Annotated in this window: 21 protein-coding genes; 11 read left to right on the top strand and 10 right to left on the bottom strand. The window is 55.2% G+C overall.

What is annotated here, in order from left to right; genetic code table 11:
* Positions 1-236 precede the first annotated feature (236 nt).
* Entirely contained in the window at positions 237-1,448 is a 1,212-nt protein-coding gene (locus tag HCH_RS08820; RefSeq protein ID WP_011395850.1) for a GNAT family N-acetyltransferase, read from the top strand.
* Positions 1,449-1,599: 151 nt separating this feature from the next.
* Here the strand turns inward: HCH_RS08820 and HCH_RS08815 are convergent, their stop codons facing one another.
* Positions 1,600-2,532 (bottom strand): GlxA family transcriptional regulator, encoded by a 933-nt coding sequence (locus tag HCH_RS08815; RefSeq protein ID WP_238384983.1) that lies wholly within the window; start codon positions 2,530-2,532, stop codon positions 1,600-1,602.
* 223 nt (positions 2,533-2,755) lie between these two features.
* Between HCH_RS08815 and HCH_RS08810 the strand changes: the two genes are divergently transcribed.
* Positions 2,756-4,507 (top strand): methyl-accepting chemotaxis protein, encoded by a 1,752-nt coding sequence (locus tag HCH_RS08810; protein WP_011395848.1) that lies wholly within the window; start codon positions 2,756-2,758, stop codon positions 4,505-4,507.
* A 49-nt stretch (positions 4,508-4,556) separates the two neighbouring features.
* Here the strand turns inward: HCH_RS08810 and HCH_RS34980 are convergent, their stop codons facing one another.
* Positions 4,557-4,691: a hypothetical protein gene (locus HCH_RS34980; RefSeq protein WP_011395847.1), complete on the bottom strand. Its 135-nt coding sequence runs from the start codon at positions 4,689-4,691 to the stop codon at positions 4,557-4,559.
* Between the two features lie 216 nt (positions 4,692-4,907).
* Between HCH_RS34980 and HCH_RS08805 the strand changes: the two genes are divergently transcribed.
* Positions 4,908-6,077: a dipeptidase gene (locus HCH_RS08805; protein ID WP_011395846.1), complete on the top strand. Its 1,170-nt coding sequence runs from the start codon at positions 4,908-4,910 to the stop codon at positions 6,075-6,077.
* A gap of 11 nt (positions 6,078-6,088) precedes the next feature.
* On the opposite strand, the gene HCH_RS08800 is transcribed toward HCH_RS08805, so the two are convergent.
* Entirely contained in the window at positions 6,089-6,730 is a 642-nt protein-coding gene (locus HCH_RS08800; protein ID WP_011395845.1) for a DUF2238 domain-containing protein, read from the bottom strand.
* A 77-nt stretch (positions 6,731-6,807) separates the two neighbouring features.
* Positions 6,808-8,451 (bottom strand): phytoene desaturase family protein, encoded by a 1,644-nt coding sequence (locus HCH_RS08795; RefSeq protein WP_011395844.1) that lies wholly within the window; start codon positions 8,449-8,451, stop codon positions 6,808-6,810.
* 190 nt (positions 8,452-8,641) lie between these two features.
* Here HCH_RS08795 and HCH_RS08790 point away from each other — a divergent pair, with 190 nt between their 5' ends.
* Positions 8,642-8,926, top strand: coding sequence for a ribbon-helix-helix domain-containing protein (locus HCH_RS08790; protein WP_011395843.1), 285 nt, complete (start codon positions 8,642-8,644; stop codon positions 8,924-8,926).
* On the opposite strand, the gene HCH_RS08785 is transcribed toward HCH_RS08790, so the two are convergent.
* Entirely contained in the window at positions 8,913-9,473 is a 561-nt protein-coding gene (locus tag HCH_RS08785) for a DJ-1/PfpI family protein (protein ID WP_011395842.1), read from the bottom strand. The two genes, HCH_RS08790 and HCH_RS08785, sit on opposite strands and share 14 nt — an antisense overlap.
* A gap of 222 nt (positions 9,474-9,695) precedes the next feature.
* Positions 9,696-10,949, bottom strand: a complete 1,254-nt coding sequence (locus HCH_RS08780; RefSeq protein WP_011395841.1) for an ABC transporter substrate-binding protein — start codon at positions 10,947-10,949, stop codon at positions 9,696-9,698.
* Between the two features lie 373 nt (positions 10,950-11,322).
* Between HCH_RS08780 and HCH_RS08775 the strand changes: the two genes are divergently transcribed.
* Positions 11,323-12,798 (top strand): substrate-binding periplasmic protein, encoded by a 1,476-nt coding sequence (locus tag HCH_RS08775; RefSeq protein ID WP_011395840.1) that lies wholly within the window; start codon positions 11,323-11,325, stop codon positions 12,796-12,798.
* 81 nt (positions 12,799-12,879) lie between these two features.
* On the opposite strand, the gene HCH_RS08770 is transcribed toward HCH_RS08775, so the two are convergent.
* The 3 genes from HCH_RS08770 to lptF all read right to left on the bottom strand — a co-directional run bounded on the left by HCH_RS08770 (position 12,880) and on the right by lptF (position 17,119).
* Entirely contained in the window at positions 12,880-14,769 is a 1,890-nt protein-coding gene (locus HCH_RS08770) for a methyl-accepting chemotaxis protein (RefSeq protein WP_011395839.1), read from the bottom strand.
* A 204-nt stretch (positions 14,770-14,973) separates the two neighbouring features.
* Positions 14,974-16,035, bottom strand: a complete 1,062-nt coding sequence (gene lptG / locus HCH_RS08765; protein ID WP_011395838.1) for an LPS export ABC transporter permease LptG — start codon at positions 16,033-16,035, stop codon at positions 14,974-14,976.
* On the bottom strand, positions 16,022-17,119 hold the full coding sequence (gene lptF / locus HCH_RS08760; RefSeq protein WP_011395837.1) for an LPS export ABC transporter permease LptF: 1,098 nt from the start codon (positions 17,117-17,119) through the stop codon (positions 16,022-16,024). Before lptF ends, lptG begins: the two co-directional genes overlap by 14 nt.
* Before the next feature lie 335 nt (positions 17,120-17,454).
* Here lptF and HCH_RS08755 point away from each other — a divergent pair, with 335 nt between their 5' ends.
* The 6 genes from HCH_RS08755 (at position 17,455) to HCH_RS08730 (ending at position 24,758) form a co-directional block, all read left to right on the top strand.
* The gene (locus tag HCH_RS08755; RefSeq protein WP_011395835.1) at positions 17,455-18,939 is read left to right on the top strand and encodes a leucyl aminopeptidase; all 1,485 of its coding nucleotides are present in this window, start codon (positions 17,455-17,457) and stop codon (positions 18,937-18,939) included.
* 94 nt (positions 18,940-19,033) lie between these two features.
* Complete coding sequence (locus HCH_RS08750; protein ID WP_011395834.1) at positions 19,034-19,459, top strand: DNA polymerase III subunit chi; 426 nt, start codon at positions 19,034-19,036, stop codon at positions 19,457-19,459.
* Between the two features lie 148 nt (positions 19,460-19,607).
* On the top strand, positions 19,608-20,075 hold the full coding sequence (locus HCH_RS08745) for a hypothetical protein (RefSeq protein ID WP_011395833.1): 468 nt from the start codon (positions 19,608-19,610) through the stop codon (positions 20,073-20,075).
* Between the two features lie 253 nt (positions 20,076-20,328).
* Positions 20,329-23,184: a valine--tRNA ligase gene (locus HCH_RS08740; protein ID WP_041599371.1), complete on the top strand. Its 2,856-nt coding sequence runs from the start codon at positions 20,329-20,331 to the stop codon at positions 23,182-23,184.
* A 48-nt stretch (positions 23,185-23,232) separates the two neighbouring features.
* Complete coding sequence (locus HCH_RS08735; RefSeq protein ID WP_011395831.1) at positions 23,233-24,171, top strand: putative 2-dehydropantoate 2-reductase; 939 nt, start codon at positions 23,233-23,235, stop codon at positions 24,169-24,171.
* Positions 24,172-24,200: 29 nt separating this feature from the next.
* On the top strand, positions 24,201-24,758 hold the full coding sequence (locus HCH_RS08730; protein WP_011395830.1) for a cob(I)yrinic acid a,c-diamide adenosyltransferase: 558 nt from the start codon (positions 24,201-24,203) through the stop codon (positions 24,756-24,758).
* Positions 24,759-24,762: 4 nt separating this feature from the next.
* On the opposite strand, the gene HCH_RS08725 is transcribed toward HCH_RS08730, so the two are convergent.
* Positions 24,763-26,760: a methyl-accepting chemotaxis protein gene (locus HCH_RS08725; RefSeq protein ID WP_049780886.1), complete on the bottom strand. Its 1,998-nt coding sequence runs from the start codon at positions 26,758-26,760 to the stop codon at positions 24,763-24,765.
* Positions 26,761-26,796: the final 36 nt, after the last annotated feature.

The raw sequence follows: 26,796 nt of genomic DNA, 5'->3' as shown, positions 1-26,796 counted from the left end.
ATTTTTACGGGCCTGTCAGGCCCAATGTCAGTTAGTTTAGGAACAAAAGATATAGAAGGATTTCGCAAAGGCGACATGAATTTACAGATTTGCGCACCCCGGCGCAGGTCGCCATACGTAGTTAAGGCAATCTAAAAAGGTTTTAGCGTATTGATTCGCCAGAGAATAATACTGTCGCGCGACAGTCCCCGTCTCGCTTAGTATAGGAAGGCTTTCTATATAGGGTGTGAATAACCATGAAAAAAACGCTCGCCAAGATCAAGGATGTAAAAACCCGGCGCAAAGAACGCAGCACCCCTCTGGGACTGGAGTTCGCTATCGCCGACAGCATCAACTTTCTCAATGCGGCGGACTGGGACCGCATCGCCGCGTCCGCATCCGTTTTTCTGCAACGGGATTATCTACAGGCGCTGGAACTCAACGCGCCGGACAACATTTCCCCTCGCTACGGACTCATCTACAAAGACCGCGAGCCCATCGGCGTCGTTAGCTGCCAGATCGCCGACGTAACTGGCGACCGCATGATCAAAAGTGAAGATCCGGACAATACCAAGGCCAAGCTAAGCCAGAAATATCGGGAACGCATTCTGGTCTGCGGCAATCTGGTGTCTTGCGGCCTTCACGGCGTAGCGTTCGCCGAGGGAGTCGATGCGGAACTGGGCTGGCGCGCTCTGGCTGAGCTGTTGTATCGCATCCGCCGGGGAGAAAAACTGGGCGGCTCTATCGACTTTGTTATGCTGAAGGACTTCAACAGCGACATGCTGCCGCAGTCTGAAATCCTGAAACGCTACAGCTACCGCTCCATTCAGACCGATCCGGAAATGGTGTTGACGCTGGAGCCGGGAACCCGGACTTTCGAAGACTACCTGCAAAGCCTCACCGGCAAATACCGTAAGCGCATTACCTCCATTATTAAGAAGCTGCAGGACGCCGGAGTGGAGACGAACACTCTGGATAACATCAACGATGAGCAGGATGAGGCGCTGCACGCACTTTACCTGCAAGTGGAGAACCGCGCCGCCGCCCGTTTGGCCACATTGCCCAAAGGATATTTCAAGGCGCTGTCGGATTCGCTGGGAGACCGCTTCGCCTGCACGACGCTGTCCCAGAACGGCCGCATCGTTGGCTTCGTCACCTCCGTAAAGGATCGCGATACGTCCATGGCCTACTATGTGGGCATGGATTACGAGATCAATGCCGACCTGCCCCTGTATTTCCGCCTGCTGCAACTCTCCATTGAACATGGCTGTCAGTTTGGCTGCAGCAAAGTATCATTAGGCAGGACCGCTTTGGAGCCAAAGGCGAACCTCGGCGCCAAGCCTGTGGACTGTCATCTGTGGATGCGGCATCGCACCGCGGCGGTCAATTACGTGGTGCGCAAGCTGTTTCGCGCCATCCCCCATGCGGAAGCTCCCACGCGTAATGCGCTGAAGACAGTCGCTCAATAACCTGATTATTAATATGGCAATGATATTGGCATGTTAACAATCAGGCGCGCGGCTGTTAGCCGCGGGAGACAGGGCCTGACATGTGCAGGCCCTGTCGTTGCAGACAAATAGAAGGAAGCTATTTGTCTGCCTGATTAATAGCCGGCGGCCTTCAGGGCTGACCGGCCCTTTCCTCACTGGGCGTCAGCCCGTACAGATTGCGATAAGCAGTGGAAAAATGCGCGCCGGAGGAAAAACCGGTTTTCAACCCTATATCGGTGATGCTCATCGCGGAAGAACACAGCATGTCCCGCGCCTTTTCCAGACGAATTTGCAGGTAATAACGGGAAGGAACGGAGTCCAGATAGCGCTTGAACAGACGCTCAAGCTGGCGCCTGGAGATTTCCAGATGCTTGGCGATATCGTCCGTGGTCAACGGTTCTTCGATATTATTTTCCATCAGTTGCACCGCATCGCAGAGCGCCGGCGCTTCTCTTTTCGCCAAGGGATCAGGACGTTTGCGTCCGGTAGTTTTGGCGCCGCCAAGACGCTCCCGCATAATGGCCTGAGACGCCATTTCCGCCAGTTCCACCCCGTGATGACGACCCACCATGAACAGCGCCATGTCCAGCGCCGCAGTGCCCCCGCGACAGGTCCAGACATTAGCGTCGACAGAAAACACATCTTGAGAGGGAAAGCACTCGCGAGCTTGCGCGGATAGCGCATCAGGGATCTGCAGCGACGCTTTCCTGCCTCGCAACAACCCCATTTCAAGCAACAGAGCTGCGCCGTTAGCCACGCCTCCCAGCCAGGACAGGTCTTTGTTGTGAGAAGCCAGCCATTCTTTTTCCAGCAGCGGCGTTTTATAAAGCCCCACCGAGCCGCAGACGACCAACGCGTCCAGGCCAGCGACATGAGCCAAAGAACGATCCACCGAGACCGCCACGCCATCCCCGGACGCCACTACCGGCTCAGCACCCAGACGCACCAGCCGATACTGGCGTTCATCCAACAGCTCATTACAAACCCGCAACGGCTCCACCAGGCTGGCGTAGGACAGCATGGAAAATCCCGGCAGTAACAGTACGCCCAGTTTGCAGCTCAAGACCGATTCCTCACACCCGACAGCCCGCCGCCGGGCGGAGCTGAAAATTTCTGCTATAAATAAGAGTAATAATAGATTAAGCGGCTGCGACAAAACCATCTAAAGACCGCCACAGAGATGCAGGAATGGCGAGGTCGCGTCCAGCGGTTACGGAGCTTATCCTATTCGTCCGCGAAGTATAACTCCCGCCGCCAGTCGAACTAAATTCAAAGACGGAAACGATATGGCTCACATCTTCAGCCGGGTGACAAGGCGCATTACCATTTTCCATCGCGCATTAATGATGAGCGGCGTGTTCGCCATCATTCTCAGCTGCGCACTTTTGTACTTGCTGGGCGCGGTGCATGACATGCTCAGCACCATTGAAGGGCAACGCAGCATGGTGGAGCAGCAAAACACGGCTGTCGCCAAGCAGAACCAGCTGGTCAGCCAGCAACAACATCTCAACGAACTGCTGGCGCAAAGCCAGACCGCGTTCGCCCAGTATTCCGAATATCTGTATTGGCGTCTGGACTCCGCCACCACCGCCGAAGAGCACTCTATCAGTCAGGGCGACAAGGCGGAGAAAAGCCTGCGCGACACCCTGGATAAAATCGCCGGAACCGATGAGGAAATGGCGGATGTTGCGGATGTCGTATTGATGTATCTGGACGACTTCAACAAGTCCATCGCTGAGGCGGTGGATCGCACCCGCAACAATGACTCCCGCCAGCGCGTCAGCGCGATGATCGGCGAAGCCCGCACCGCCAGCATGGCCATGAGCTCTACCTTTAAGATCATCCTGGAAGAAGCCGCCAAAGCGGCGGCTGCAGCCAACGAGGGGGTTGGACAGGCAGCGCAGGAAGTGTCCGTCGCCGCCAGTCAGGTGCTGGAAGCTAACGACTCTGTCGCCGCCAGCGGCCGCAGCCTACAGCAGGAAGTGCTGTTCATTCTCGTTGTGTCTGTCACCGTCTCTCTGCTTGTCGGTTTTCTGCTATCGAGGTCCATCACGCAGCCCATTCACCGTCTACGTCGGGTGATTACTGAGATTGAGGACAACAACGATCTCACCAAACGGGTGGACTACAGTCGTCAGGATGAAATTGGCGCTATCGCCCTGGCGTTCAACGCCATGATGGATAAGTTCTCCGTTATCGTGGGAGACCTTGCGCAAACCACTGACGAGCTGTCCTCATCCTCCGAACAAAGCGCTCGCATCAGCGCACAGACGAAAGCATCTGCGGAGCAGCTCAGCCACGAAACCGATCTGGTGGCGACCGCCTCCAACGAGATGACGGCGACCGTTAAAGGCATCAACGAAAATACCGACAACGCCGCCAGTATCGCACTGGAAGCGCGCAAAGCCTGTGAGTCGGGCAAAACCGCCGTGGATGGCGCCACCACCCGCATCAATGAACTGACTCAGACGATCAACGAAACGTCTGACTCCGTCGGCCAGCTCGCCAGGGAAAGCGAGTCCATTGGCGCCGTACTCGACGTCATTCGCGGCATCGCCGAACAGACCAACTTGCTGGCGCTAAACGCAGCCATTGAAGCCGCCCGCGCCGGGGATCAGGGGCGCGGATTCGCCGTGGTCGCCGATGAGGTGCGCACGCTCGCGCAACGCACCGGCAACTCCACCGATGAAATTCAAAAGATGATCGAACAGCTCCGCGCCGGCGTGAATAAAGCCGTCACCAGAATGGAGCAAAGCTGCAAACGTGCGGAAAGCACGGTTACGCAAGCAAGTCAGGCCAGCGAATCCATAGATCAGACCCTTTCCGCCGTCACCTCCATGCATGACGCCAATCAGTATGTAGCGCAGGCCACCTATGAACAGCGCGAGGCGGCGGAGAGTATTGATCGCAGCATCGTAAACATCAGTGAACTGTCACAAACCCTGCACACAGCCGCCGAGGAAAACTTTCAATCCAGCGACCACCTGAAACAGATGGTGACCCGGCTCAGGCAGCTGGTCGTGCAGTTCAGGTACTGAACCGCCCAGGCGACGCGAGCGGAAAGCCCGCGCCGCCCAGAACTGAAGACTAGTGCAACGTCCCCAGTCTCTCTCTTTTATAGCGCACCCACTCGCCATCCACGCATTTGTAATAGAACGCCATCATGTATGTGCTGACCGGCATTTGAATGCGAATGATATCTCCGTTGGATGAAACCTGCATAATCAAGCCCTCGTATAACAGTGCCGGCGTTTCTGCTTATGCGATAACGCCGGGAAGTGTTTAAAAATACAGTACTGTAATCTTATACAGTATTTTTAAGACTGTCTACACTTTGTTCAACCCTTGTTTTGTTGGCATCCCCTTCCGCATTGGTTAATGTACTGGCGCCCGCCCGGAGCAATCGGGCCAATAGAATGAATAAGGTTTCGATACCCCATGAAGAAAAAAATACTGACAGGACTGTTAATCACACTGATCATCGCAGTCCTCTCATTTTTCGCCCTGGTCCCGCCATTGGTGGATAACGCCAGTAATCAGCTGACGGCCTCCGCGCCAAAGCCGGCGACCGATAAAGCTAAGAATCTACACCAGTCGCTGTTCCTCGCCGACCTGCATTCGGATTCACTGTTATGGGGCCGTAATCTGTCCAAGGGGTATCAGCGGGGCCATATGGACCTGCCGCGACTGCGGGAGGGAGGCATGGCGTTGCAGGCGTTCTCAGTGGTGACCAAAGTTCCTTTCGGCTTGAACATCCAGAAAAACGCGGGCGACAGCGACATGATATTCTGGCTGGGACTGTCTCAAGCCTGGTCCCCCAGCGCATTACAGAGCCTTCTTAGCCGCGCCGAGCGCCAGGCAGAGATGCTGCGCGACCTCGCCGCATCGCCAGATAACAAGTTCAAGTTCATTCTGAACCGCAAGGACCTGCAGGACTTCATCGCGCTTCATAAAACCGACAAGGACGCTCTCGCCGGCTGGCTGACGCTGGAAGGCGCGCAAGCGATGGAGGGCGACCTGAAGAACCTGAACGCGCTGTATGAGGCCGGTTTCCGCATGATCGCCCCCACCCACTTTTTCGACACGGAGTTGTCCGGCTCCGCTCACGGCGTTAATAAAGGCGGCTTAACAGCGCTGGGGAAACAATGGGTTAAAGCCATGGAGGATAAGTCCATGATTATCGACCTGGCCCACGCCTCTCCCAAAACCATTACCGACGTGCTGACCATGGCCAGACGACCCGTTATCGTGTCGCACACCGGCGTCAAAGGAACTTGCAATAACAACCGCAACCTGTCCGACGCTCAGCTAAAAGCAATCGCCGCCAACGGTGGCGTCGTCGGCATTGGTTTCTGGTCGACAGCGGTCTGTGGACGCGACGCCGCCGCCATCGCCCGTTCGATTAAATATACAGTCAATCTGATTGGCGTGGACCACGTGGCGATGGGGTCTGATTTCGACGGCGCCGTGGCGACGCCTTTCGACGTCACCCGACTGGACGCCTTAACCGAGGCGTTGCAAAAAGCCGGACTGAGTGAACGCCAGATTCGCAAGATAATGGGCGAAAATATCCGCGACTTCCTGCTAAAAAACCTGCCGTCCGCCTGATCCTTCCAGCCTCAGGGCGCCGCCACCGGCGCCCGCTTGAGGCGATACAATTGCCGGTCATGTATCCGGCCCAGAACAAGCAAAGCGGAAATAGCGCCAACCATGGCGTAGCACATGTCTGACTGGGTATCCCACTCATACCCCTGAGTGCCCAGGAAGGCGACGGAAGAGTCTCCGCTGGCCACCGCCACCCACCATTCGATCAGTTCATAGAAGGCGCTGATCGCCAAGGCGATGCAGACGATGAAAAAGTTCATCCAGCTTCGCCCTTTCACTACCCGCAGACGCAGCAGAATTTCCCGCGCCACCATCGCCGGGATAAAGCCCTGGGCGAAATGGCCCACCTTGTCGTAATTGTTTCTTCCCCACCCCATTATTTCTCCGATGCGGTCGAACAGAGGCACTTCCGCATAGGTATAGTGCCCACCCACCATGAGAATGACCGAGGGGACCAGAATCAACCAATACAACAGGGGCGTCAGCGGAAACCGTTTATAGGTGAACGCAAGAATGAACGCGGCGATAATCGCCGGCGCCACTTCCAACAACCAGATGAAACGGTCCTTCGGCCATAATCCCGACCAGACCAGTACGCCCAAAAAGATGAGAATCCAAACAACGCCGGCTCCAGCGCCGCCCCGGCCATTCCCCATATGATTGATCCTTAGCAGTTATAATTGCGGATCAACAACATAACGCATAATCCGGCGGGATACGATCCCTAAGGGGATTATCCCGCTTCCCTGACTCGCGCCTGCGGTTGCGGGGAGTGCGGGCCACGCTTTAGCAGACGCCCCAGTTTATAGCCCTCCTTGCCTAACATAGCGAAGCTGGTCATGACGCCCCCCATCAAGGCGCCGCCCACCCCGGCGGTGACCACATCGGCGCCGGTCAGGTAGAAGTTCTTGATGGGAGTCACCGGGTGCAGCCAGTCCTGCTGAAAACGCTCTACGGTGTGATCCACGCCATATATTTCTCCTCCCATGTTCATCTGAAACCACTGCGTCGAAAGCGGCGTGGATAGCTCATAGAAGTCCAGCGCCGCCTCTAGTTGCGGCAGGCGCTTATACAGCTCATCAAGCATCCGGTGAGAAAACTGTTCCTTCAGCGCCAGATAATCTTCACCGCGCTTGTTCCACTGCGAACCCGCCCACTTATCAAACCATTGATTATTGACGGGCACGATAATCTCCACCGTGGAGCGGTCTGGATAGCGCGCATTCCAGCTGGGATCTTTCGCCGAAGGAAAAGATACATAGGTAACGGGAAATGACGAAGACGGATCTTCCATAAAGCGGGCCACGTTACCGTCATGATCATCGGAAGGGTAAATCCAAAAGTTGCTCTTAGGCATACCAAGACTTTCAGGTGAACCGTGGAATCCGGCGTACAAACACAGATGAGAAGCGGACAACGCCACACTTTCGAGCTTTTTCAACAACTCGCCTTTCGCCGCTACAGATTCGGGCAACAGGTGTTTGATGGTGGGAATCACGCCGGCGTCGCTGACCACAGCGTCCGCCTGCAGCTCGTCGCCGTTGCTCAAGCGCACGCCGTATGCGCGATTAGAGCGCACCAGGACTTCCACTACTTGCGCGTAGGTGAACACTTCCCCGCCGCTGCGGCGAATCACTGGAATAATTTCTTCAGCAATGCGCCAGGAGCCGCCCACAGGATAATTGCCGCCAGTGATGTAGTGCTTCGCCACCATCGCGTGCATCATAAAAGAAGAGGTTGTGGGCGGCAGACCGTAGTCGCCCCACTGCGCCGTCAGCACGGAGATCAAACGCTGATTTTGCGTCAGGCTTTCCAGCACCTCACGAGTGGTCTTGAAAAAGTAATCCGGCAGAAGAAAACGACGCGCTTTGTGATAGGCCCAGGCGGCGATTTTGGGCAACGCCTGTCCGGCGAAAAATTTGGGGATGCGTCGACTGACCGAATACAGCAAGTCGACATAGCGACGGATGGCGTCTTCTTCGCTGGGAAAGCGCCGCGCCATTTCGTTGATGAACGGCTCTTTGCCGGCAATAAAGTCATAACTGTCGTCACCGATAAAAATGCGGTCATAGCAAGGGTCCATCTCGGCCCACTCAATCTTGCCGTCGCTGATCAAATCGAACACCCGACGAATCATCGACCAGGGCTTATGCACTTCGCCAATGTAGTGCACCCCCACATCCCATTCATAGCCGTTGCGTTCGTAGCTATGGGTGTAACCGCCAGCGGTGTAGTGCTGCTCCAATACGCAGACCTTTTTCCCCACTAACGATAACAAAGCTGCGTTACATAATCCGCCAATCCCCGATCCAACGATAATCACATCATAGTGATCGTCCGCCCGGCTCTTACGGTAACGCTTTCCCGTTCTGACCATATTCTCCAGCCTCCTTCCTGATTATTGTTTTAATACGACGTCGCTAGTCCAATGCATCATACTGCCCACACCCGAAAGTGTGAACTGTCAACATTGCATTTTTAGGCCTACGCCGCATTTACAAAACCCGCCGTCTGTTGCTAGGGTCTGCTGACTGTTATCAACGCCAGTTTCTATACCGGGGACGCCTATGTGCGAGATATACGCCAACACTGATCCACAGTTGTATGAGGCTCATTCGAAGTCTGTACGTCTGCGCGGGTTTGTCACCAGCGTGCGCCTGGAGCAACGCTTTTGGGCCCTGCTGGAGGAAATTGCAGACTCTGAAGGCATGTCGACGTCTCAGTTCATGGCGAAGCTGTATGACGAAGTCGTGGAGAAAAGAGGCGAAGTCGGTAACTTCGCCTCTCTGTTGCGCGTGGTGTGCGCGACTTATCTGGAAAGGAAATACAGCGCCGGGCTTATAGCAGTTTGACGAACTGCGCCAACCAGGCGGGATGAGCCGGCCAGGCCGGCGCCGTGACGAACTGTCCGTCGGTCACTGACTGGTCCACGGCAATATCGGCGTACTGCGCGCCAGCCAGTTGCACTTCCGGCGCACAAGCGGGATAGGCGGAAATCTTTTTCCCTTCGATAACTTTCGCCGCCGCCAGAATCTGCGCGCCATGGCAAATCGCAGCAATCGGTTTGCCTTGTTGCGTAAACTCCTGCACCAGACTGATCACTTTCTCTTTCAGACGCAGATACTCAGGCGCGCGTCCGCCCGGCAGCAACAGCGCGTCAAACTGGTCGGAACGCACCTCATCAAAAGTCGCGTTAAGCGTGAAGTTATGTCCGGGCTTCTCCGTGTAGGTTTGATGCCCTTCAAAATCATGAATCGCCGTGGCGACGCTATCGCCCTGCTTCTTGTCCGGGCACACCGCAGCGACTTCGTAACCCATCGCCTGCAGCGCCTGGAAAGGCACCATCAGCTCATAGTCTTCGGCAAAGTCGCCAGTGATGATCAGTATTTTTTTAGTCATACCTCTATCTCCTTGTCGTTTCAGGTTGCAGACATCGCTCGCCGGTCAAAGCACTCGACCAGTCAGAGTCGAAAGCCACTCAACAGACTACCAGTCTAGGCTCCTTTTCCAGACGTCGGGTAGTAGCGGGTTACTACAGAGGCCCATAATCGCCGAAAAGCAAATCGATAAACAGAAAGAGAGAAGGCGGCGTTCTATGCAAGAACGCCGCTTTTGACAGGACTATTCGAGATGATCGGACTTATTCGCGGAACGACGCTCCGCCAGCCATTCTTGATAGGTCTGCGCGGCCTCGTCTCCCGGCATGCTGTCGATGATTTCGAAGTAGTCTTCGTTAAATTCATCCAGCATGACCTCCGAGCGAGGTTTGCAGCGCACGGCGTAAACCGTCTGCACGTTCTGATGGTCAAACTCGCGCCAGTACTGTTCGTCTTTCAACAGCGTGTAGCGATGCCCTTCCAACTCTTTGATGACCGACGCGGTTCTGAATGTACCGGCGCGCTCCACCGCTTCCTTGTACTGCCACAGAATGCTGTAGGCGGAGGCTGCGGATGAGGAAGGCCGTAAGCCATACAGCTCAGAAAACTTCTCTACGAATTCCTTCCCTTTCGGATGGTTGAAAATGTAAGGCACCTCCCAGGTCCAGGGCGCCGCGCCGACGACGCCTTCCATAATCGCAGGGCCCGCCGCCTTCGCCATGCCCAATGTCAGGTTCGGCACGACGATTTTCATCTTGTCCTTCATGCCCATGGACGTGGCCAACTCCAGGGCGCGCACCATATCGTCGCCAAACAGCACCAGCACCAGTATCTTGGCGTCACTGGCCTGCGCCTGATTCAAGGCGTCGACGAAATCTTTCTGCAAAGCGGTGGGGAATGGCGTCAGCACGCCAGGGTGACTGTCTTTATCCTGCGTGTTGCTGAAGATACGAATCGACCGCTCCGTGCTCCACCCCCAGGTGTAGTCAGCGGTGATAAAGAAGTATTTCTGACCGGCGTAATTGGTTTTCAGGTACTTGGACAGCACCTTCGCCCCCATCCAGGCGTTATAGCTTTCCCGGAACATGTGGGTATGCCCCTCCGTGCCGGTGGTTTCATTGGAATAGGTGAGCGTACCGAAATAGATGCGATCCCTCGATTTGGCGGCCTTCCCGCCGGAGATCGCCACCGCGCTGGATGATCCGCCGAATATGGCCACAACGCCATCTTCGTCCACCAATTGCTCGACGTTTCGCTCAGAGCGATCAGGTTTGGAGCCGGTATTCTTAATCACCAGTTCCACCGGCCGACCAAGAATGCCACCGGCGGCGTTTATCTCATCCACAGCCATAAAAGCCGCCCTGCGTTGGGCCAGACCTTGTTCCTGGTATCGTCCAGTCTGGGGATAGTTGAGACCAATTTTAACGGATGGAGCAGCGAGTAATTCACCACTAACTAACAGGCAAAGCAGCGCAATGCTCTTCCAGAAATAGCGCATACAGAGAACCCTCAATTTTTTTTGTAAGCAAATCGGGTTGATAGAGGTTTTGTGATTACCGGCTTCAAACATTCCCTGAAACCGGCGTGCTGACTACAGTAGTTGTAACCAGGAGCGGGGTAAAGTAGCGTAATAAAAATGACGACCTTATTAGCCTTTAGTCTAATATGAAAATGCAGAAACAAATCAATACACACCTCCGCCGCTCTATAGCGCTATACTCGCGCCGGGTCGCCTCGGATGGACGCCGACATACGTCGGTTGACGGATTTTCACGCAATTTCCATTAGGCTTTTAAACTCGCGGCCTGACGACGGACGCATTAACGCCTGTTATAAGCGCCCCATTTAACGGGCTAAATAAGCAACAAATCATGGACAAGTCGGAACCCTGGATGCCGATGAATACGATAAGATGGCGCTTTTTTCTCGGACTTGTGATGTGCGCCACATTTTCAACTTCTACCGCCGCGGTCAAGCTGACCGTCGGAGAGTGGCCGCCCTACGCGTCGGAAAGCCTGCCCTACAAAGGGTTGCTGCCCAAATTGGTGACCGAAGCCTTTGCGCTCGAAGGCATTGAGGTCGAATATGACTTCATGCCCTGGGCCCGGGCTTACGAGTTCGCCCGCAAACCAGGCTGGGACGGCGCCGTCGGCTGGGTCGACAATGCGCAACGACGACGTAATTTCTGGTTCAGCGACCGTATCATTTACAGCAGCAGCGCGCTGTTTCACCTGAAAGATCAGGATTTCACCTGGAACGAGTTAAAGGACCTTGCGCCGTACCGGGTTGGAGTGAGCGTCGGCTACAGTTACGGCGAAGCGTTCGATAACGCTGTCGTCAACCAGAATCTGCAGGTTATTCCCGCCGTGAATGACCGGCAGAATCTGGTTAAGCTATTGCGGCGGGAAATTGACTTGTTTCCTCTGGACGCCAAAGTCGGAGAATATCTACTGCGGCGCGAACTGCCAGAGTATCAGCGCCTCTTTACTTATGACGAGAAGCCTCTGATTCAAGACGGCTTGTCAGTGATGTTCCCCAAGAACGGCCCTAACAGCCGCAGTTATGTCGCGATCTTCAATCAGGGCCTGAAACGACTCAAACGCAACGGCGACTACTCGCGCATTCTCAACAACATTGACGTCATCAACGGCATCTCGCAGCTCAGTTTTTACAGCGAAGACTACGCCCCCTTTAATTATCGCGAAAACGGCGTGGCCAAAGGCATCGCCCTGGACCTTTTCGATGCGATCATGGAAACCATCGGCGCCGACAAAAGCCGTCGCGACGTACACTTCATGAACTGGCCGGAAGCCTATAAAGCAGCGACCAGCCAGCACAGCAGCGCGCTGTTCACCATGACGCGCACGCCGCAAAGAGAAGACAAGTTCAAATGGGTCGGCCCCATCTACCGTTCCAAAGTCGTATTAATGGGAAAACGCAACGGAGGAGAAAGCGAGGAGTCCGAGCCGGTTCACCTGAAAGAACTCGGCCACAAACGCATCTGCGTCATCCAGGACGACGTTGGTCATCAACTGATGATCAGCGCCGGCGTCAAGGAGAGGAACCTGACCACCACCACCCACCCGCTCACTTGCGGGCAAATGCTGAACAACGGCGAGGTCGATTATTGGGCGTACGGCTCGCAGACCGCCAACTGGTATCTGCAACAACTGGGTCTGGACGCCCGCGATTATGAAGAAGTGATGACGGTAACCGAATCTTCAGAATATTTCGCCTTCAACCCGGGCGTGGATGACCGCATTATCGAGTCATTTCAGAAAGCGCTGGATTACCTGAGGCTCAGCGGCCAGATGCATGACATTTTGCAGCGCTATGTTCCCAACTAGACAACATGCGCCGGGATGAAAAAGCGAACGGACGGCAGTCGGGTCTACCGTCCATTCGAGAAAGAAAACAACGCCCCCGATTTACACCTTGAAACGCGCCACCTGCTGGCGCAGATGTTCGCCCAATTCCGCCAGTTGCGTACTGGTATTGGCGGTTTCCTGAGTCCCCCGCGCGGTCTGCTCTGCGGCGTCGGCGATGGAGGTGATGCTGCGGCTGATGTCTTCCGTCACAGCGGTCTGCTCTTCGGAAGCTGCAGCAATCTGGGTATTCATACTGCTAATGGTGGTGATCGCGGAAACGATTGCGTTAAGCGATGAGCCCGCCGATTGCGCTTTATCCACCGCCGCCTGCCCGTTGTTGCGGCTTTGCTCCATACTGCCCACAGCCTTATTGGAACCGTCCTGCAAGCGACTGATCATGGCCTGAATCTCTTCCGTGCTCTCCTGCGTTTTGCTGGCGAGCGCCCGCACTTCATCGGCCACCACAGCGAATCCGCGTCCCGCTTCGCCCGCCCGCGCCGCCTCGATCGCCGCATTCAGAGCCAGCAGATTAGTTTGCTCCGCGATGCCGCGAATAACGGAAAGCACTGACACAATCGAGTTCACATCCCCTTCCAGCGCATTGATGACTTCAGACGCGCTACCGATTTGGGTAGACAGCTGTTCGATGGATTTAATGGCGTCATCCACAATGCGTTTTACATTGGCGCTTTCGTCATCCGCTTCTTGCGCGGCTTCCGCCGCCTGTTGCGCGTTTTGAGCGATTTCCCGCGCCGCGGCGGACATTTCATTCACCGCCGTCGCCACCATCTCCGTTTCCTGCTGCTGGGACGCCACCGCTTCACTGGTTTCCGCCGCGAAGCCTTTCATCTCGCGGACGGCGGAGGACATGCTTTCAATGGAGTTCTTGATATCGCCAACCAGATTCTGCACCTTGGCCACGAAAGCGTTGAAATTAGTGGCCAGACGGGTGAATTCATCTTTGCCGGATACGTCCAGACGCTGCGTCAAATCCCCCTCGCCTTCCGCAATATTCTCCATGGCGTCGCCAAGGCGAATCACGGGCCGCATCAATGTATTCAGCAACAACGTCATTAAAATGCTGACCACCAGCACCCCGATAATCGCATAAACGATGGCTGAGTTACGGAAATCCGCCAATGAGGCGAACGCCTTCTCTTTATCTATCACAACGCCCAGCCGCCAGGACACCGATGCGATGCCGGAAATGGGGAAAAAGCTGACCAGTACGGCCTCCTCGCCGCTTTTCGTTTCCTGCAGTTCGCTGGCGTTCAGTTTGGGCGTTTCTTTGGGAAACAGGTCCGCCACATTCTTGTCGACCATCGTCACATCAGGATGCACCAGGACCTTTCCTTTATCCGTCACCAAAAAAGCGTACCCCAGGCCAAAGAAATCCACGGAATTGACCATTTTGGTGACGACATCCAGATTAAGGTCCGCCCCGGCGACGCCAGAGCTGGAGCCTGAAAACGGAGCCGCCGCGGTGATCAGCAATTCTTTGGTCAATACGTCACGATATGGCTCAGAGAAAGTGGGCGAGCCCTTTTGCTGGGCTGTCGTGTACCAGGGGCGTTTACGAGGGTCATAATCTGAGGGAAAGGATTCATTGGCGTCGTTATATATAAATGTCCCATTCGACAGTCCAGCGTACATGCCCGCCACCTCTTCCGAGACCGCCCCGACCTGGGCGTAGGCTCTGATCGTCTCCACATCGGTGGTTTGCGCGGCTTTCAGCGCCACTCCGCGCACCAGGTCCAGTTTCCCATTCAGCCAGCTGGCGATACTACCGGATACGGCTCCTGACAATTCCTGCATGCCGCCTTCCAGGTCTTTCTTGGTCTGATCAGCGAGGAAGTAATAGTTGTTGGCCGCGAACGCGACAATTGAGAGCAGCAGTATCCCGCCGCTCAGAATGATAATCTTATGCCGGAACTGCATAGCTAAACTCATGCGTCAGAACTCCAAAATAAATCCTGTGGAAGAAGCCCCCTGAGCCATACTCGGCCGGAGCCGATAAAGCGCTTTGCGAACAATGATGTAAGCGTAATCGGAGTAGGCTTTATTCTTTAGCTTAGACGGATTTTGAAATAGTGCACTGCGCCGGTTATATCCGGCGCCTGTTGAGGAGGGATTACAAGTAAGAGTGGCCGAGCGCTAGCGCACTCGACGCAATAACACAACGCCCAGCAGCGCGCATATGCAGATCGGCGCCAGCGTCGCAATCACAGGATTGAAGCCGAATACCAGACTCGCCGGCCCCAGCAGGTCCTGCATGTACTTGAACAACAGGCCGATAATAATGCCGCAGAATACCCGGAAGCCCATGGTGACCGAGCGCAGCGGCCCAAATATGAAGGAGATCGCCACCAGCACCAGCACAGAAGTCGCCACCGGCTGCAGCACCTTCTTCCAGAACGCCATCAGATAAGAGTTAGCGTCCAGCCCCTGCTCCTCCTGATAGTTGGCGTAGGTATAGAGACCTTTGATAGACAAATATTCAGGCTTGATGATCAGCACTTCCAGAATGCTGGGAGATAAGCTGACATTCCAGCGCAGGGAATCGAATGTCTGAACATGGCTGCCGTCGTCTTTGATCTCGGTGCGTTCAATGTCCTGCAATAACCAGTGGTCGCCCTGATAAATCGCACGCTTGGCGAAGGTGGAGCGCACCATGCGTCGCTCGTCATTGAACTCAAACAAACTCACGCCATGCAGCACGCCTTTCGGCTCCACCGCATTGAAGTGCATAAACACATTGCCTTCACGCCGCCACATACCGGCGGAAGAAGCCACGTTCTCCGCCGCGCCCTGCTCCAATGCTTTTTGCGTCTGCGCAATACGCTCAGTTTGTGGAGCGACAAACTCGCCCACCAGGATGCCAACCACCACCACAGCCAAAGCAGGCTTCATCGTCGACCACACAACCCGCACCACAGAAACGCCGGCGGCGCGAATGACCGTCAGCTCACTGTTGTTGGCCAACACGCCCAGCCCCACCAGACAGCCAATAAAAGCGGCCAGCGGCAAATAATCATAAATGCGCCTGGGCACGGTGAAAATGATGTACTTCATCGCCTGCAAGGTCTGGTAGTCGTTCTTCAATTCGTCCATTTCAGCAATGAACGCGAACACCAGATCCAGAGACAACACCACCAGCAGCACCAGCAGCATGGCGGAGGCGACAGTGGCGACAATGTAACGATCAATTCTGCGCACGGGCCGCTCTCCTCTTCTGCCGCCAGTCAGGGCCGAACATCAACACCAGCGCGATCGCCAGAAAGGTTCCATGCACCCACCACATTCCTATCCACTCGCTGATGCGCTCTTTCTCAAGACTCTTGCGACTGGCTATCAGCAGCCCTAAGTAGGTGATGTAAATCAACATGGCGGGAAGTAAGTGAAAGAAACGTCCCTGCCTGGGATTCACCCGACTGAGAGGAATCGCCAGCAACGCAACGATAGGGACTAATAAAGGAATAGAAATACGCCATTGCAGCAAAGCCCTGTCCTTAGGATTGTCAGAGCGCCACAGCTCACTGGTGGGCTTGGCTTCATCCCGGGTCTTCTCCGCTTCTGCGTCAGGTTCAGCGATCTTGATGCCGTAAGCGTCATATTCAATAACGCGGTAATCCATTTCTCCCGGCCGCCCTTGATAACGGGCGCCTTCATGCAGAACCACAAAGCGGCTGCCGGTGCTAGGGTCGACCAGCTGCGTGCCCCGCTTGGCGGCCAGCACTGAGATGCTGCCACTTTCTGAGTCCCGCTCCGCGATAAATACATTCTGCATTTCCCGCTTGTCGCTGCTCAGTCCCTCGGTGTAGGTCACCCGCTCTCCTGAACGCAGGCTTTGGAAGCGACCCGGCGCCAGCAATTCGAACTCCGTGATTTTGGATTGATCTGAAAAAATTTCATCCACTTGGCGCAAGCCCCAGGGGCTGACGTAAAGGCTCATCGCGCCAACCACCAACATCACCAGGAGAGCGGAAACCATCGTCAGCTTGATAAGCTGGAAACGATTCATGCCGCAGGCGAACAGCACCGTCATTTCGCTTTCCAGATACATCCGGCCATATGCGAGCAGGATGCCAATAAAAAGACCCAGCGGCAGAATCAGTTCCAGGAAACCCGGCAGGCGATACCCCATGATGGCGAACAACACATCCGCTGACAGCTTGCCTTGGGCGGCGTCGGCCAGATACTTGATAAACCGTCCACTCATAAAGATAAGCAGCAGCACACCCGCGACAGCGAGCATGCTGACCAGTAACTGCCTGGACAGATAACGAAGGATAATAAACAACGAAATTACCTATTTACGTTCTTCCGCAATATCAACCGAAGCGCGCGGAACGGCGCGTCAGGAAGGGTTAAGCGGCGCAGCGTTTTTGAGCGCGCGTCAAAGTGACGCAAGATACCAGACTCACATGCAAATTTCATAGCCTTAACGTAGACTTGATTGCGTATAGGATAGGTCTCATATAGATTGCCCCTTGCAACGGCGGGCGACGCTTCCGCACCGCATGAGACTTCTTCGGCGCCCCAGGGAAAGCCTCCGGCGCCTTCCATCAAGCGGACGCTGGTCCGGCATGGAGAACAAAGCCCAATGAATTTAGGTTAAGAGGATTCGCAACCACTATGAATTATTCCGCTCTTTCCACCGACCCGATAAAACAAAAAAGCGACTGCCTTGTGGTCGGCGTTGTCGAAGGCAAAACCCAGTCGGCAGTCTGGACAGAACTCGACCAACAGTGCAAAGGCGTTCTGGGTAAGCTGCTCTCTTCTGGCGACATCTCTTCCAAGTTAGCGACCACCAGCTGGTTTTATCCGCAGGAAGGCGGCGTCAAACGTCTTTTATTCGTCGGTCTGGGTAAAGAGAAAGAATTGAGCGAAGCCGGCTTCCGTAAAGCAGCCAAATCCGTCATGCAAAGCCTGAGCAAGAGCGGAGCCGCCAATGCAGTGGTCGCACTGTCCAGCTTGACCCTGAATTCGTTGAAAGCCGGCTGGGCGACGGAACAACTGGTGATCGCACTGGAGTCCGCTTGCTACACCTTCGACAACATGAAAAGCGAGAAGGCCACGCCGACCAAAGTCAGCCAGGTCAAAGTCGCTGGCGACAAGCGCGACAAAAGCGCCATCGAGGCCGCTATCGCCAAAGCTAGCGCTGTCGCCAAGGGCATGAGCCTGACCAAAGACCTGGGCAACCTGCCCGGCAATGTCTGCACCCCCGACTACCTGGCCAAACAAGCCAAAGCGCTCGCCAAAGAGTACAAATCCCTGAAGGCGGAAGCCCTGGGTGAAAAAGAGATGAAAGAATTGGGCATGGGCTCTTTCCTCTCCGTTTCAGCCGGCAGCGACCAACCGGCCCGTCTGATCGTCATCGAGTACAAAGGCGGCGACGACAAACAAAAGAACCATGTGCTGGTGGGCAAAGGCATCACTTTCGACAGTGGCGGCATCAGCCTGAAGCCCGGCGAAGGCATGGATGAAATGAAATACGACATGTGCGGCGCCGCCAGCGTATTTGGTACGCTTCTGGCGCTGGCGGAAATGAAAGCCCCGGTCAATGTGGTCGGCGTCATCGCTGCCGCGGAAAACATGCCCAGCGGCAAAGCCACCAAGCCTGGCGACATCGTCACTACCATGTCCGGCCAGACAGTGGAAATTCTCAACACGGACGCCGAAGGCCGTCTGGTATTGTGCGACGCCCTCACTTACTGCGAACGCTTCAAGCCAGAGACTGTCGTGGATATCGCCACCCTGACCGGCGCCTGCATTATCGCGCTGGGCAATCACGCCACCGGTCTGCTGGCCAACGACGACAAGCTGGCTGACGCACTGCTCGCCGCCGGCGAGAGCACAGGCGACAGAGCCTGGCGTCTGCCGCTGTGGGACGAGTACCAGACCCAGCTGGACAGCAACTTCGCAGACATGCAGAACATTGGCGGCCGCCCCGCCGGCACTATTACCGCCGCCTGCTTCCTGTCCCGCTTCACCAAAAAGTACCGCTGGGCTCACCTGGATATCGCCGGCGTCGCCTGGACATCAGGTAAAGACAAAGGCGCTTCCGGCCGTCCGGTGCCGTTGCTGACCGAGTATCTGTTGGGTCAAGTTAAAGGCTGATTGCGACACATATAAAGCGATCCCTGTCACAGACCATGGTATTCGATTCGGATACCATGGTTATTTAATTATTCCGATTAATTATATACATTACATGCCAAAAGCCGACTTCCATCTGCTTTCTTCCGGCGACATTGCACAAAGGGACTTTTATCTTTGTAGACTTTGCGAAAAGATATATCGATTAGGACATCGGATATATATCCTATGCAAAGACTCAAAAGAACTAGAACATTTGGACGATTTATTATATTCCTTTCGGCCGGAAAGCTTTATTCCACATAGTATTGAACCTGAACCCCCCTCTTCCGACATACCAGTTTTTTTATGCACCCGCCTGCCGGAAACAATTTCCACCGAAGTTGTTATAAATCTCACGGAAGCCCCGCCAGACAAGGCGGACAGAGTGATAGAGCTCGTAACCGGCGATCCTGGCGCCCGTGCGAAATCCAGAAAAGTGTATAAACTGTATAAACAATTAGGCTTCGAGTTGCAGACTTATAACATCGAATCTGCTTAAATATTGAGTAGGAAACGGGAGTCATTTCTCGGCGACGAGTAAGTCATCGTTTCCACAAAGACCCAAAGAGGTCTAAATAATAATTAAATTAATCGGAGCCTGATTAATAACTACAATTGAAACTTGGGATTTACGAGGAATATAACCGATGAGTTCTCCTGTAGCTGACAGTGAAAGTGATCTCATTCCCTTGTTGGATGAAATAGTGATTGATGACTCGGAGCTGGCTTCTTCCCATCCCGGCCTTACCGAAGTTCAGAACAATCAACCCCAAACGCAACTTAGCAAGGAGTGTGAAAGTATGGAGATGACACCCGCGAACGGACAGGTTGACGTAAAACCGACCAGTCTGCGGGGCAATAATCCATTCTTGCCCTATGAGCACTTGGAAAAGCTGGCGCTGGAGCGCATGGAGTTTCAGAAGGAGTTTGAGGCCTTTTTCAAGAAACAAAGCACGCACGCCGCCGCCAGTTCGGTTTTGAAAGAAACCAAAGATCTGGAGCGGATCGTCCACCTCACGACACAGAAAGTGGTGGCGGAGTACATGCCGCAGATCGAGCAAAGGGTCCGCGCCGAGGTCATCCGTCATATGAACAGCCTCAACTTATCCAAATAAGCTGAGCATCCCCTCCGATAACGGCCACGCTGCGGGATGCGGCGCGGCCCGATATGCGCCCATGCGGCTATCAGAAGATCCCATGGGTGTGTATAATGCGGCCTTTTCCAGGGCCGTCTGATCAGCGCTAGCACCCACTATTCCGCACCCGTGCGTTCACCTGTTGCAGACGCCCATTTAGCGGCCTCTTTCGGCTATTATTCTTAGATCCTAGAATCAAGCACCTGAGCGAAACGAATACATATACGTCATGATGGAAAAAACCTACCAACCCGGCCAGATTGAAAGTCAGTGGTACGCCTTTTGGGAAGAACAAGGCTTCTTCAAACCCAGCCAGCAGGGCGAGCCCTTCAGCATCATGATCCCTCCGCCCAATGTCACCGGCAGTCTGCACATGGGGCATGCTTTCCAGGACACCATCATGGACGCCCTGACTCGCTATTATCGTATGCAGGGCCGCGACACCTTGTGGCAGGTTGGAACAGACCACGCTGGCATCGCCACTCAAATGGTGGTCGAGCGTAAACTGGCGGCGGAAGAAGATAAGACCCGCCATGATCTGGGCCGAGAAGCCTTTCTTAAGAAAGTCTGGGAGTGGAAAGCAGAATCTGGCGGCACGATTACACGACAGTTGCGTCGCATGGGCGCTTCCGTGGACTGGTCCCGCGAACGCTTCACCATGGACGAAGGCTTCTACAAAGCGGTGCAGGAAGTATTCGTGCGCTTGCATGACGACAAGCTTATTTACCGCGGCAAGCGTCTGGTTAACTGGGACCCGAAATTGCACACAGCCATTTCCGACCTTGAAGTTATCTCCGAAGATGAGAAAGGCAAGCTGTGGCACTTCCGCTATCCCTTGGCCAACGGCGTAAAAACCGCAGACGGCAAAGACTATCTGGTTGTCGCAACGACGCGTCCTGAAACCATGCTGGGCGACACCGCCGTAGCCGTTAACCCTGAAGACGATCGTTACCGCGACCTGGTCGGCAAGTCCGTAATTCTACCGGTAGTTAACCGCGAAATCCCGATTATCGCTGACAGTTATGTGGACATGGAATTCGGCACCGGCTGTGTAAAAATCACGCCTGCTCACGATTTCAACGACTACGAAGTGGGCAAGCGCAATCAATTGCCGATGATCAACGTATTCACCATCGACGCCAGCATCCGCGAAGAAGGCGAAGTGGTGAACAGCGACGGCACGGCCAATCTGGAAATGCAAGCGGCGATCCCTGCCGGCTATCCCGGTTTGGACCGCTACGAAGCGCGCAAGAAGATCGTCGCCGACTTCGACGCGCAGGGTTACCTGGAAGAAATCAAAGACCATGCTCTGAAAGCGCCTCGCGGCGACCGTTCCGGCGTCGTGATCGAACCTTACCTGACCGATCAGTGGTTCGTGGCGGTGAAGGCCCTGGCGGAGCCCGCCATCAAAGCTGTTGAAGACGGCAATATTCAGTTCGTGCCAAAACAGTACGAAAACATGTATTTCGCCTGGATGCGCGACCTGCAGGATTGGTGTATTTCCCGTCAGTTGTGGTGGGGCCATCGCATTCCCGCCTGGTATGACGACCAGGGCAATGTATACGTCGCCCGCAATGAAGAGGAAGTGCGCAGCAAATACAGCATCGACGCCAGCGTCGCGTTGCGTCAGGACGAAGACGTTCTGGACACTTGGTTTTCCTCCGCGCTGTGGACGTTCGGCACGTTGGGCTGGCCGGAGAATACCCGCGAGCTGCAAACCTATCACCCCACTTCTGTGCTGGTGACCGGTTTCGACATTATTTTCTTCTGGGTGGCGCGCATGATCATGATGACCATGCACTTCATCAAAGACGAGGACGGCAAGTCTCAGGTTCCCTTCAAGACCGTTTACGTACACGGTTTGGTGCGGGATTCCCAAGGCGCCAAAATGTCCAAGTCCAAAGGCAACGTGCTTGACCCCATCGACCTGATTGACGGCATTGAGCTGGAGTCATTGGTGACTAAACGCACCACTGGTTTGATGCGCCCTCAGGACGCCCCCAAAATCGAGAAAGCCACTCGCAGCGAATTCGGCGAGGGCATCGCCTCTTACGGCACCGACGCCCTGCGCTTTACCTTCTGCTCCCTGGCGTCGACGGGTCGCGACATTAAATTCGACGTAGGCCGTATCGAGGGCTACCGTAATTTCTGCAACAAGATCTGGAACGCAGCGCGCTACGTGCTGATGAATACCGAAGGTCAGGATTGCGGTCAGAATAACGAAAGTTACGAGTTGGGTCTGGCGGAGCGCTGGATCATCTCCCGCCTGCAGGAAACGGAGCAGCAAGTGGAGAAAGCGGTCGCCGCCTTCCGCTTCGACCAGGCCTCCCAAGCTATTTACGAGTTTATCTGGAACGAATACTGCGACTGGTACCTGGAGCTGTCCAAGCCGGTGCTGTGGGACGACGCCGCTTCCGCCGAACTCAAGCGCGGCACTCGTCGCACACTGGTCCGCGTTCTGGAAACCGCGCTGCGCATGGCGCATCCGTTCATGCCTTACATCACTGAAGAAATCTGGCAGAAGGTGAAAGAGCTCGCCGGCAAATCCGGCCCCACCATTATGCAGCAGCCGTACCCGGTAGCGGACGCCTCCCGTATAGACCAGGAAGCGGCCGCCTCTATCGAATGGCTGAAAGGCGCCATTCTGGCCGTGCGTAATATTCGCGGCGAGATGGACATCTCTCCCGCCAAAGCCATCAACGTCATTCTTGCGCAAGGCGACGACAGCGACAGAGCGCGCCTGCAGGCCAATCAGTCGTTTCTGATGAAACTGGCCAAGCTGGAATCCATTCGCTGGCTGGCGGCGGACGAAGAAGCGCCCATGTCCGCTACACAACTGGTTGGAGCCATGCAGGTGCTGGTGCCCATGGCGGGCTTGATCGACAAAGAAGCCGAGCTGGCTCGCCTGGGCAAGGAAATCGACAAGCTTCTGAAAGAACAGCAGCGACTGCAAGGCAAGCTGGGCAACGAAAGCTTTGTCAGCAAGGCGCCAGAAGCCGTTGTAGCGAAAGAGAAAGAGAAATTGGCGGAAGTAGAAACTGCGCTGACTCAATTGCGTGAGCAAGTCTCCCGCATTGAGTCGATTTAACTCTCGCAGATCAAAAGGCGGCGACTGACTCACCAAGGACATACCGGTATGCGACACCGGATACATATACTGGGGAATGGATCGCTGGGAGGCCTACTGGCCTGCCGGCTCTCCCCATTTGTCGATGTGCGCATGATTCTGCGCAGCCCTCCCTACCCTCAATCCAACACTGATGACAAACGCCTTCCTCTAACCCTGGACCTAGCCGGGGAGCGCCAGTCATGGCGGTTTGACTGGGAGACGGCTGACGCGGCCGAGCCGATATCCACTCTTTTCCTCACCACCAAGAGTTACTCCGCTCTCAACGCCCTGGACTCGATCAGACATCGCCTCACTCCGGCAAGTCGTATTCTGCTGTGGCAAAACGGCATGGGCAGCCAGATGCAGATCGCACAGGAGTACGCCGACATGGCGGTTTACGCCGCCTCCACCACAGAAGGCGCGAATCGGCCGGAAGATGGGCGTATTGTCCACGCTGGCCATGGCCAGACCTGGGTTGGTCCCCTCTCCGCCAACGCCCCTTTTCAAGAGGCTCAGCGCCTGGTCGATCTGTTACGAGAAGCCGGGTTTAGCAGCGAAACGACAAAGGATATTCGCGCGCAGCTTTGGCGCAAGCTAAGCGTCAATTGCGGCGTTAACCCATTTACCGTCATTTTGAATTGCCGCAATGGCGACATTCTTGAACATGCTTATTTCCAGCAACGTATCGACGCGTTATGCGAGGAGCTGTCGGCAATGCTATTCGTGGCGGGATATGGCGAGCCCGCCGCCAACGTTAAAGCGCGAATCGTCGCAGTCGCCCAGGGCACTGCGAATAATATCTCATCCATGCTGCAGGACGTTCGCGCCGGCAGACAGACGGAAATCAACGCCATCAACGGATTCATTTGCGATTATGCGGACGCACACGGACAGCCTCACCCCGTCAACAGCGAGCTGACCGCAGGCGTTCACGCTCTGAGCGATCACTCAGGGCAGAGTGCATAGACCACAGTAATTTCATCCAAGGGGGATATATGGGCCACAGACTTTCCAAGATTTACACTCGCACAGGGGATAAAGGCACGACCGGACTGGGTAACGGCGAACGCATCGCCAAGAATGCGCTGCGGGTGGAGGCGATGGGCGCCGTCGACGAAACTAACAGTGTACTGGGAGTGGTCATCTGCGAACTGACGCAGGACGATCCGCTTCACGCCCAATTACAAAGCATTCAGAATGACTTGTTTGACCTGGGCGGCGAGCTGTCCATCCCCGGCCACATCATTATCATCGATAAACACATTTCACGGCTGGAGGAATGGCTGGATCAGATAAATGAGGAATTGCCGCCTCTGAAGAATTTCATCCTGCCGGGAGGCGACCGCGCCGCCAGTCACTGCCATATGGCGCGCAGCATCTGTCGCCGCGCGGAACGCACCGTAGTCAGCCTGGCGCAGCAAGAACAGCTAAACCCTTGCCTGCAAGGCTACCTGAACCGCCTCTCTGACTACCTCTTCGTCGCTGCGCGGGCACTGGCTCGACGCAACGGCGGCGAAGAAATATTGTGGGTCCAAACCAAGTGGGAAGCATAGCGCACTATATTTTGAACCCACCCAGGAGATCGTGAAGAGCTCCTGTAAGCGCGGACAGCTCACGACTTGACGCCAAGGTTTCCTTGGCGTTCTCCGCGGTCTCCCGCCCCAGCCCAGTGATATGGCCGACATTTTCATCAATGGTCTTGGCCACGGCGGCCTGCTCTTCCGCAGCCTGGGAAATCTGATGACTCATATCCACAATGCTGGCGATGGCCGCCACGATATGATCCAGGGCCGCAGCCACGTCCTGGGATTGCGCCACCGTGGCGTCCGTCACTGAGCGACTGCTTTGCATCGCATTCACCGCCTCCTTAACGCCGGTCTGCAACTGCGAAATCATGGTTTCGATTTCTTCCGTGGACTTCTGAGTACGCTGAGACAAAGTCCGCACTTCGTCCGCCACCACGGCGAAGCCGCGTCCCTGCTCACCAGCCCGAGCCGCCTCAATCGCTGCGTTCAAAGCGAGCAGGTTGGTTTGCTCCGCAATCGCCTTGATTTCCACCAGCACCTGAGAAATATTCTGGGAGTCCCGCGCTACACGGTTGATGGTTTCGACTGAGTCGGCAATCTCCCCTGATAAGCGACTGATCGTCTGCAATGTCGCATCCACCACCTGCTTACCTTTGGACGCCTCAGTGTCCGCCTGATGGGCCGCGTCTTCAACACTCTGCGCACTGCCCGCCACCTCTGCAACCGTGCCCACCATCTGATGCATCGATTCAGAAATCTGCCGGGTTTCCTGCATCTGTTTTTCAGAGGCTTCGCTGCTCGACACCGCCACCGCATTGACCCGGCGCGCCTGCTGGTCAACGCTGCCCGCCGTCGCCACCAAGTTGGTCATAAGGGTGTGCACTTTCTCTGTCATGTGATTGAAAGCGCGAGTCAGATCGCCCATTTCATCCCGGTTATCCAGCTCTAAACGCGCAGTCAGATCTCCGTCGGATACTTTTCTGGCGCCGACGGAAAAACGCTCAATGGTGGATTTCACCGACACAAAGAAGCCCATGTACAAGTAGACGATGATCAGTAACAGAACGCCCTGCATCAGAAAAATCCCCAGCATGGCGGTCTCGCGCTCCTGTAAACGCTGATCCAGAATGGTTTCCGTCAGATTGTAAATATGGTCGTTGAATTGCAACAGCGCACCAATGTTCGCAGTCAGCGCCTTGTCGAACACGGGCCACTCAATTTCAGGCGCCACGGGCGTGACGATGTTTTGATCCAGATAATCTCGTGTCTCAATGATGACATTACCAATGCTTTGCGCCTCCGCTCCCAACCTATCGCGGATTATCGGACTGGCGTTAAGCGTGACTTCCAACTGATTGGAAAAGCTGTCGCCGAGGGCGGTCAAGTTGTCGAAAATTTTGTTCAGCACATCTCCCACGTCAAATCCCACCTGCCCTTCCAGCGCCGCGTAGACGCCGCTGGCGCGAGCGCGCGCCATCACATTGCTGGCGCGAATGATCTGTCCGTCTGACAATTTCATTAAAAACTGTACTTCGCGCGACAAGTCCTGCGCCACGCCGGAAACCTGCGTTGCGCTGCTGAGAAAGCTTTCGACTTTGCTGACAAAGGAACTGAAGTAGGTAATCTGCGGATCAAGCGACATCTGGTTTTCATCCCCCTGAATCAGGCTGCGCCAGGAGACAGTGAGTTCATCCAGTTGCTTGCGCAAGTCATGATTGACGTCGAAGTTTAACTCCGCAGCGTCCAAGTTCGCCAAAACGTTATCGATAGAGGAACGGATTTCCATCGTGCGCCGCTCCAGTTCAGGCGCTTGCCGCAGCTTCGCCACGCTGCGATAGTCCCGATACTGTTGCGCCAACTTTAACAGCTCAGCGGACTGTTTAATGACCGCCATGCCTTCGACTTCATGTTCGATTTGCCTGACGTCGTCATAGAGCTGACTGACCAGACTGTAACCTAACGCAATTATCGGAAGTAAAAACAGAATGCTGATCAGCAAAAATTTGTAGACCAGTTTCAACTGGTTCATGAGCCTGATAGCAGGCCAGAGAATCCGCCTCACTCG

The organism is Hahella chejuensis KCTC 2396 (assembly GCF_000012985.1).
GTDB classification, from domain to species: domain Bacteria; phylum Pseudomonadota; class Gammaproteobacteria; order Pseudomonadales; family Oleiphilaceae; genus Hahella; species Hahella chejuensis.
Note: the sequence above shows the minus strand (reverse complement) of the source record. Positions and strands in the feature narration are given on the sequence as shown.